5 protein-coding genes are annotated in these 6,871 nt (G+C 47.4%); 1 reads left to right on the top strand and 4 read right to left on the bottom strand.

The window, feature by feature from the left end; all coding sequences use genetic code 11:
* Nucleotides 1–197: 197 nt before the first annotated feature.
* The 4 genes from yfaE to ubiG form a co-directional block, all read right to left on the bottom strand.
* Nucleotides 198–452: a class I ribonucleotide reductase maintenance protein YfaE gene (yfaE, locus tag VIN66_RS06315; RefSeq protein ID WP_331923181.1), complete on the bottom strand. Its 255-nt coding sequence runs from the start codon at nucleotides 450–452 to the stop codon at nucleotides 198–200.
* A gap of 8 nt (nucleotides 453–460) precedes the next feature.
* Complete coding sequence (gene nrdB, locus VIN66_RS06320; protein WP_331923183.1) at nucleotides 461–1,591, bottom strand: class Ia ribonucleoside-diphosphate reductase subunit beta; 1,131 nt, start codon at nucleotides 1,589–1,591, stop codon at nucleotides 461–463.
* A 70-nt stretch (nucleotides 1,592–1,661) separates the two neighbouring features.
* The gene (gene nrdA / locus VIN66_RS06325) at nucleotides 1,662–3,947 is read right to left on the bottom strand and encodes a class 1a ribonucleoside-diphosphate reductase subunit alpha (protein ID WP_331923184.1); all 2,286 of its coding nucleotides are present in this window, start codon (nucleotides 3,945–3,947) and stop codon (nucleotides 1,662–1,664) included.
* 340 nt (nucleotides 3,948–4,287) lie between these two features.
* The gene (gene ubiG / locus VIN66_RS06330; RefSeq protein WP_331923185.1) at nucleotides 4,288–5,013 is read right to left on the bottom strand and encodes a bifunctional 2-polyprenyl-6-hydroxyphenol methylase/3-demethylubiquinol 3-O-methyltransferase UbiG; all 726 of its coding nucleotides are present in this window, start codon (nucleotides 5,011–5,013) and stop codon (nucleotides 4,288–4,290) included.
* 188 nt (nucleotides 5,014–5,201) lie between these two features.
* Between ubiG and gyrA the strand changes: the two genes are divergently transcribed.
* Nucleotides 5,202–6,871: DNA topoisomerase (ATP-hydrolyzing) subunit A (gyrA, locus tag VIN66_RS06335; protein WP_331923186.1), on the top strand; the 1,670-nt coding region annotated here is incomplete at its 3' end.

Below are 6,871 nucleotides of genomic sequence, written 5' to 3' on the forward strand. Positions count from 1 at the left end.
TATAGTTGTCTTGTTGCACCAGCTGATGTTCCAGTTCTGTAAACTGGGCTTTGGCCAGCAATTGCTCATAGTGCGGCACATCAACAGCTGCCAGACCAGAGGCAATCAGTAACAGCAGGGCTTTCATCAGTGATCTCCTTAAAGATCGGTGTTATTGCCGCGTAGTCTGCGGTATTTGCCGGTAAATTACCATGATGTCAGGGGATTTCAATGTCGATATCTGTCAGCGGTACACTACAGCACGGTAAAAACTCACCCTTGCGGACAAATGCCAGCGGCTCATTCAGGTAACTCACTTCACCTTGTAATAATTTACAGCGGCAAGCGCCACAATACCCTTCACGGCAATGAAAATTTACATCTAACCTGCATTGCTCCAGTGCTTCAAGCAGGGTTCGGCGGCTACCGTCAAAATTAATAACAGTACCGCCTGTAACTTTAACACTGGGCATTAATGCTATTACAGATCGAAGTCGCCAAAATCAGCACCGTCAACTTCGTTATCTATCTGACCAACTAAGTATGAGCTGATTTCTGCTTCTTGAGGGGCTACCTGCACGTTATCAGACACCAGCCAGGTATTGATCCAGGGAATAGGGTTTTGTGTCGTAGGAAAAATCGCTTTTAACCCGATTGCCTGCATCCGGCTGTTAGTAATGTATTCAACATACTGGCACAGGATATCTTTGTTAAGACCAATCATTGAGCCATCTTTAAACAAAAACTCAGCCCAGTCTTTTTCCTGCTCTGCAGCTTTGCGGAAAATAGCATAAGCTTCTTCTTCACATTCTTTGGCAATTTTTGCCATCTCCGGGTCATCATCACCAGCCGCCATAATGTTCAACATATGCTGGGTACCGGTTAAATGCAGTGCTTCGTCGCGGGCAATCAGACGGATAATTTTGGCATTACCTTCCATTAATTCGCGTTCGGCAAAGGCAAAACTACAGGCGAAACTCACATAAAAGCGGATCGCTTCTAACACGTTAACCGACATCACACAGAGGTAAAGCCGGCGTTTTAGCTCGTACAGGCTGATATTATGGGTTTCGCCATTAATGGTATGAGAGCCTTCACCGCAGCGCTGATACAGGTTAATGCCATCAATCAAAGCATCGTAATATCGCGTTACATCTTCAGCGCGCTGCAAAATTTTCTCGTTCAGCATAATATCGTCAAATACCTTGTGCGGTTCTGCACTGATATTACGTACGATGTGGGTGTAGCTACGGCTATGAATCGTTTCACTGAACGCCCAGGTTTCGATCCAGGTTTCAAGCTCGGGCAGCGACACTATGGGTAAAAATGCTACGTTGGGTGAGCGGCCCTGCACTGAATCGAGCAGGGTCTGATATTTCAGGTTGCTGATGAAAATATGCTTTTCGTGCTCTGGCAGGTTTTGGTAGTCAATGCGGTCTTTGCTGACATCCACTTCTTCCGGCCGCCAGAAAAAACTCAATTGCTTTTCTATCAGTTTTTCAAAAATGCCGTACTTTTGCTGGTCGTAGCGCGATACGTTGACCGGATTGCCAAAGAACATCGGCTCTTTCATCTGATCATTAATTTGTCGGTTGAAGGTTGTGTACGCCATTGCCACTTATCTTCCTAACAGAGGTTCAATACAAAGTACGGGCTACCTAAGTAGCCCGTTTACTCAATGCTTAAATTTTACAGGCGCCGCCGGCGCAGCCATCATCTTCCGGTTCAGCTTTAATGTCTTCCTGTACATCCGCTGCACCGTCACGGGTATTGTGATAGTACATGGTTTTCACACCCAGCTTATATGCCGACAACAGATCCTGTAATAACAGTTTCATTGGCACTTTACCGCCATCGAATTTATTCGGATCGTAGTTGGTGTTGGCCGAAATGGTCTGGTCGATAAACTTCTGCATAATTGCAACCAGCGTCAGATACCCAGTGTTATTCGGAATGTCCCACAATAACTCGTAGCTGTTTTTCAGCCGCTCATACTCGGGCACAACCTGCTTTAAAATACCGTCTTTACTTGCTTTAACACTGATATGGCCACGTGGTGGTTCAATACCGTTAGTCGCATTCGAAATCTGCGATGACGTTTCAGATGGCATCAGTGCAGATAACGTCGAGTTACGCAGACCATGGGTCAGAATATCTTTGCGTAATTGCTCCCAATCCAGCAGGAGTGCCTCTGTGCAGACTTTGTCCAAATCCTTTTTATAGGTATCAATAGGCAGAATACCTTCGGCGTAAGTGGTTTCGTTAAACTTCGGACAGGCACCAAATTCCTGCGCCAGTTTGTTTGAGGCTTTTAACAGGTAATACTGAATGGCTTCGAAGGTACGGTGCGTCAGGCCATTAGCTGAACCGTCAGAATATTTTACGCCGTTTTTCGCCAGATAATAAGCGTAGTTAATCACACCCACGCCTAAGGTACGGCGGTTAATTGAGGCATGGAACGCTGCCGGAATAGGGTAGTCCTGATAATCCAGTAAGCTGTCCAGTGAACGTACCGCTAACTCTGCCAATTCTTCCAGCTCTGCTAAATCTTCAATGGCGCCCAGGTTAAATGCCGACAGCGTGCAAAGTGCAATTTCGCCATCCGGATCGTTCACATCGTTCATTGGCTTGGTTGGCAGCGCAATTTCCAGACACAGGTTGCTCTGGCGAACCGGAGCAAATTTCGGGTTGAACGGGCTGTGAGTGTTACAGTGATCAACGTTCTGCAGATAAATACGACCAGTACTGGCACGTTCCTGCATAAATAACGTAAACAGTTCCAGCGCTTTTAAGCGTTTTTTGCGGATGCTGCTGTCGTTTTCATACTGTACATACAGCTGTTCAAACTTTTCCTGATCTTCAAAGAAGGCGTCATATAAGCCCGGCACATCAGATGGGCTGAACAGCGTAATGTAATCATCTTTAATCAAGCGTGTGTACATCAGCCGGTTAAACTGCACACCGTAATCCAAATGACGGACACGGTTTTCTTCTACACCACGGTTGTTTTTTAGTACCAGCAGCGATTCCACTTCCAGATGCCACAACGGGTAGAATAATGTCGCGGCACCGCCACGTACGCCACCTTGCGAGCAGCTTTTTACCGCCGTTTGAAAGTGCTTATAAAACGGAATACAACCGGTGTGGAAGGCTTCACCATTGCGGATTGGGCTGCCCAGCGCACGAATGCGGCCGGCGTTAATACCAATACCAGCACGCTGGCTGACGTATTTCACAATGGCACTTGAGGTAGCATTGATTGAGTCCAGACTGTCGCCACATTCGATCAACACACAAGAGCTAAACTGACGGGTAGGGGTTCGTACACCCGACATAATCGGTGTTGGCAGTGACAGTTTAAACAGTGAGCAGGCATCGTAGAAGCGGCGCACATAATCCAGACGCGTTGCCTTCGGGTAATTAGCAAACAAGCAGGCGGCAACCAGAATATATAAGAACTGGGCACTCTCGTAGATGGCGCCGGTCACGCGGTTTTGTACCAGATATTTGCCTTCCAGCTGTTTAACCGCAGCATAACTGAAGTTTAAGTCACGGCTATGGTCGATAAAGCTGTTCATCTGCTCCAGCTCTTCGCGGCTGTAATCGGCCAGAATGTGCTGATCGTAGCGGCGTGCTTCAACCATCTTTACCACATGGTCGTATAAATGCGGCGGCTCGAACTGGCCATAGGCTTTTTTGCGTAAATGGAATACCGCCAGACGGGCAGCCAGGTACTGATAGTCCGGGCTGTCTTTTGAAATCAGATCTGCGGCAGCCTTGATGATAGTTTCATGGATATCTTCTGATTTAATACCATCGTAGAACTGGATATGAGACTTGAGCTCTACCTGTGACACCGACACGTTAGATAAACCTTCAGCCGCCCAGGTAATCACACGGTGAATTTTATCCAGATCCAGAGGTTCACGGCGACCATCACGTTTAGTGACGAATAGAGATTGAGTCATTGCTGCAGATTTCCATTTCAGTTGTTATTAATGGTTATAGTCAGCCATGTAGCGCACGGCCATTATATCAGCAGCTATTGCTGTTTAATTACACAACATATAGATGCTTTTAAGAAAGTAATCACAAGATAGTGTGGATCAGATCTTTTTGCAAGGCTTGACGAGCGGGAAAAAATGTCGTCTGAATCGGCGGTAAGTGGCTGCTAACCGCGCTGCTAGTGTGCTGAGAAAAGCCTGCCTTACGCAAGCTTTTTTTCTGATTAAATTTATTTGTTCTATCAAACTTTTTTTTATAGCGAGTAGCTATTTATGTGCAGATAAAATCAGCAGCCGAAGTACTTCAGACTGGTTTACGCGCAACGACGATATAATTGACATCCAGTCCCGGTGCCGTTTTAAAGCTGTTATTCACCGGGTTAAAATGCAAACCGGTGGCGTCAGTGACTTCAAGACCGGCCTGTTCCAGATAGCGCATCAGCGTGGAAGGGCGAATGAACTTACTAAACTCATGTGTGCCCTTAGGCACCAGCTTCATCACATGCTCTGCACCTACGATAGCTAACAGATAAGCTTTCCAGGTTTTATTCAGTGTGGAGAAAAATAAGGTTGCCCCCGGTTTTGCCAAATCCGCACAAGCCTGAATCACTGACATAGGCTCCGGCACATGCTCAAGCATTTCCATACAGGTGACGACATCAAATTGAGCCCCATGAGCTGCCGCATAGTGCTCTGCTGTCGCCTGTTGATAGTTGAGTGTAACGCCGGCCTCCAGGGCATGTAGCCGGGCGACATTCAGCGAGTCTTCTGCCATATCAAGGCCAGTCACGTCGGCACCGCTTCGTGCCATACTCTCGGCCAAAATACCGCCACCACACCCTATATCGATAACGGTCTTACCAAACAGGCCCTGCAACTCGTCACTGATATAGCTCAGACGCACCGGATTTAATAAATGCAGTGGTTTAAATTCGCCGTCCGGATCCCACCAGCGCGAGGCTATATCATTAAACTTTGCGATTTCGTCAGGATCGACGTTGCTGTGGGTGTGTTTTGCTTCTGCAGTCATATGTTCTTGCTCTTGGTTTTTTGCGCATTATAAAGCCTTGATCTGCTACGGCAATGCCACTGATAGATTTGCACTGCATTTCATGCATGGCAAGCTGGATTTTCTGTGTTAGAATCCTGCGTTGTCTCGCGCTTTATAACATCGACAAAAGCGAGTTATCTATCTGATTTAAGGGAAATTAGCGTTTTATGACAGATCTGGCCAGAGAAATAGTTCCTATTAATATCGAAGACGAATTAAAGAATTCGTACCTCGATTATGCCATGAGCGTTATTGTTGGCCGCGCCTTACCGGATGTAAGGGATGGCTTAAAGCCAGTGCACCGGCGCGTATTGTTCGCCATGAAGGAACTGGGCAATGACTGGAACAAAGCCTATAAAAAGTCTGCCCGTGTGGTAGGTGACGTTATCGGTAAGTACCACCCGCACGGCGATAGCGCTGTGTACGACACTATAGTCCGTATGGCGCAACCGTTTTCACTGCGTTATATGCTGGTTGATGGTCAGGGCAACTTCGGTTCTATCGACGGTGACTCTGCAGCAGCGATGCGTTATACCGAAGTGCGTATGGCACGTATTGCGCACGAACTGCTGGCCGACTTAGATAAAGAAACCGTCGATTATGTTCCTAACTACGACGGCACAGAACAAATTCCGGCCGTTATGCCAACCAAGGTACCAAACCTGCTGGTGAACGGCTCCAGCGGTATTGCTGTTGGTATGGCGACCAATATACCGCCGCATAACTTAACGGAAGTGATTGACGGCTGTTTAGCGCTGATAGCTAACCCTGATATTGAACTGCACGAGCTGATGCAGTTTATCCCGGGCCCGGATTTCCCGACCGCCGCCATTATTAATGGCCGTAAGGGTATTGAAGAGGCCTATCGTACCGGCCGTGGTAAGGTGTATATCCGCGCTAAAACCGAGATTGAAACTGACGAGAAAACCGGCCGTGAAGCTATTATCGTCAATGAAATTCCGTATCAGGTTAACAAAGCGCGTCTGATTGAAAAGATTGCCGAGCTGGTTAAAGAAAAGCGTATTGAAGGTATCTCGGCGCTGCGTGACGAGTCTGATAAAGACGGTATGCGTATCGTCATCGAGCTTAAGCGTGGTGAATCTTCAGACGTTATGCTGAATCAACTGTATGCCAATACCCAAATGCAAACAGTGTTCGGTATCAACATGGTGGCATTGGATCAGGGCCAGCCTAAGCTGTTAAGCCTGAAAGAAATGCTGCAGTGCTTTGTGCTGCACCGCCGTGAAGTGGTAACCCGGCGTACCGTATACGATTTACGTAAAGCACGCGATCGTGCCCACATTTTAGAAGGTTTGGCCATAGCGCTGGCCAATATCGACGAAATTATCGAGCTGATTAAAACCTCACCCAGCCCGGCCGAAGCAAAACTGCGTTTAGTCGATCGCGGCTGGCAATTAGGTGACGTCAGCGCCATGCTGGAACGGGCAGGGCAAGACGCCGCCCGTCCGGAATGGCTGGAAGCACACTTTGGTATTCGTGACGGTAAATACTTCTTAACTGAACAACAGGCTCAGGCGATCCTGGATTTACGCTTACACAAGCTGACCGGCCTTGAACATGAGAAGATCCTTGACGAATATAAACAGCTGTTGGAGCTGATTGCGGAATTACTACACATTTTGGCGAGCCCAGAGCGTTTAATGGAAGTGATCTGTGAAGAGCTGCAGGCAGTGAAAGAGCAATATGGTGATGCGCGCCGTACCGATAATCAGGACAATATGCTGGATATCAACATGGAAGATTTAATTACCGAAGAAGACGTGGTAGTGACCTTATCTCACTTAGGTTATGCCAAGTATCAGCCGTTATCGGATTA

The organism is Rheinheimera sp., from assembly GCF_036568245.1.
GTDB lineage: Bacteria > Pseudomonadota > Gammaproteobacteria > Enterobacterales > Alteromonadaceae > Alishewanella.

Excerpts from the sequence above, each read along its gene's own strand:
- yfaE (WP_331923181.1), bottom strand. The coding sequence starts at position 452 with ATGCCCAGTGTTAAAGTTACAGGCGGTACTGTTATTAATTTTGACGGT.
- nrdB (WP_331923183.1), bottom strand. The coding sequence starts at position 1,591 with ATGGCGTACACAACCTTCAACCGACAAATTAATGATCAGATGAAAGAG.
- nrdA (WP_331923184.1), bottom strand. The coding sequence starts at position 3,947 with ATGACTCAATCTCTATTCGTCACTAAACGTGATGGTCGCCGTGAACCT.
- ubiG (WP_331923185.1), bottom strand. The coding sequence starts at position 5,013 with ATGACTGCAGAAGCAAAACACACCCACAGCAACGTCGATCCTGACGAA.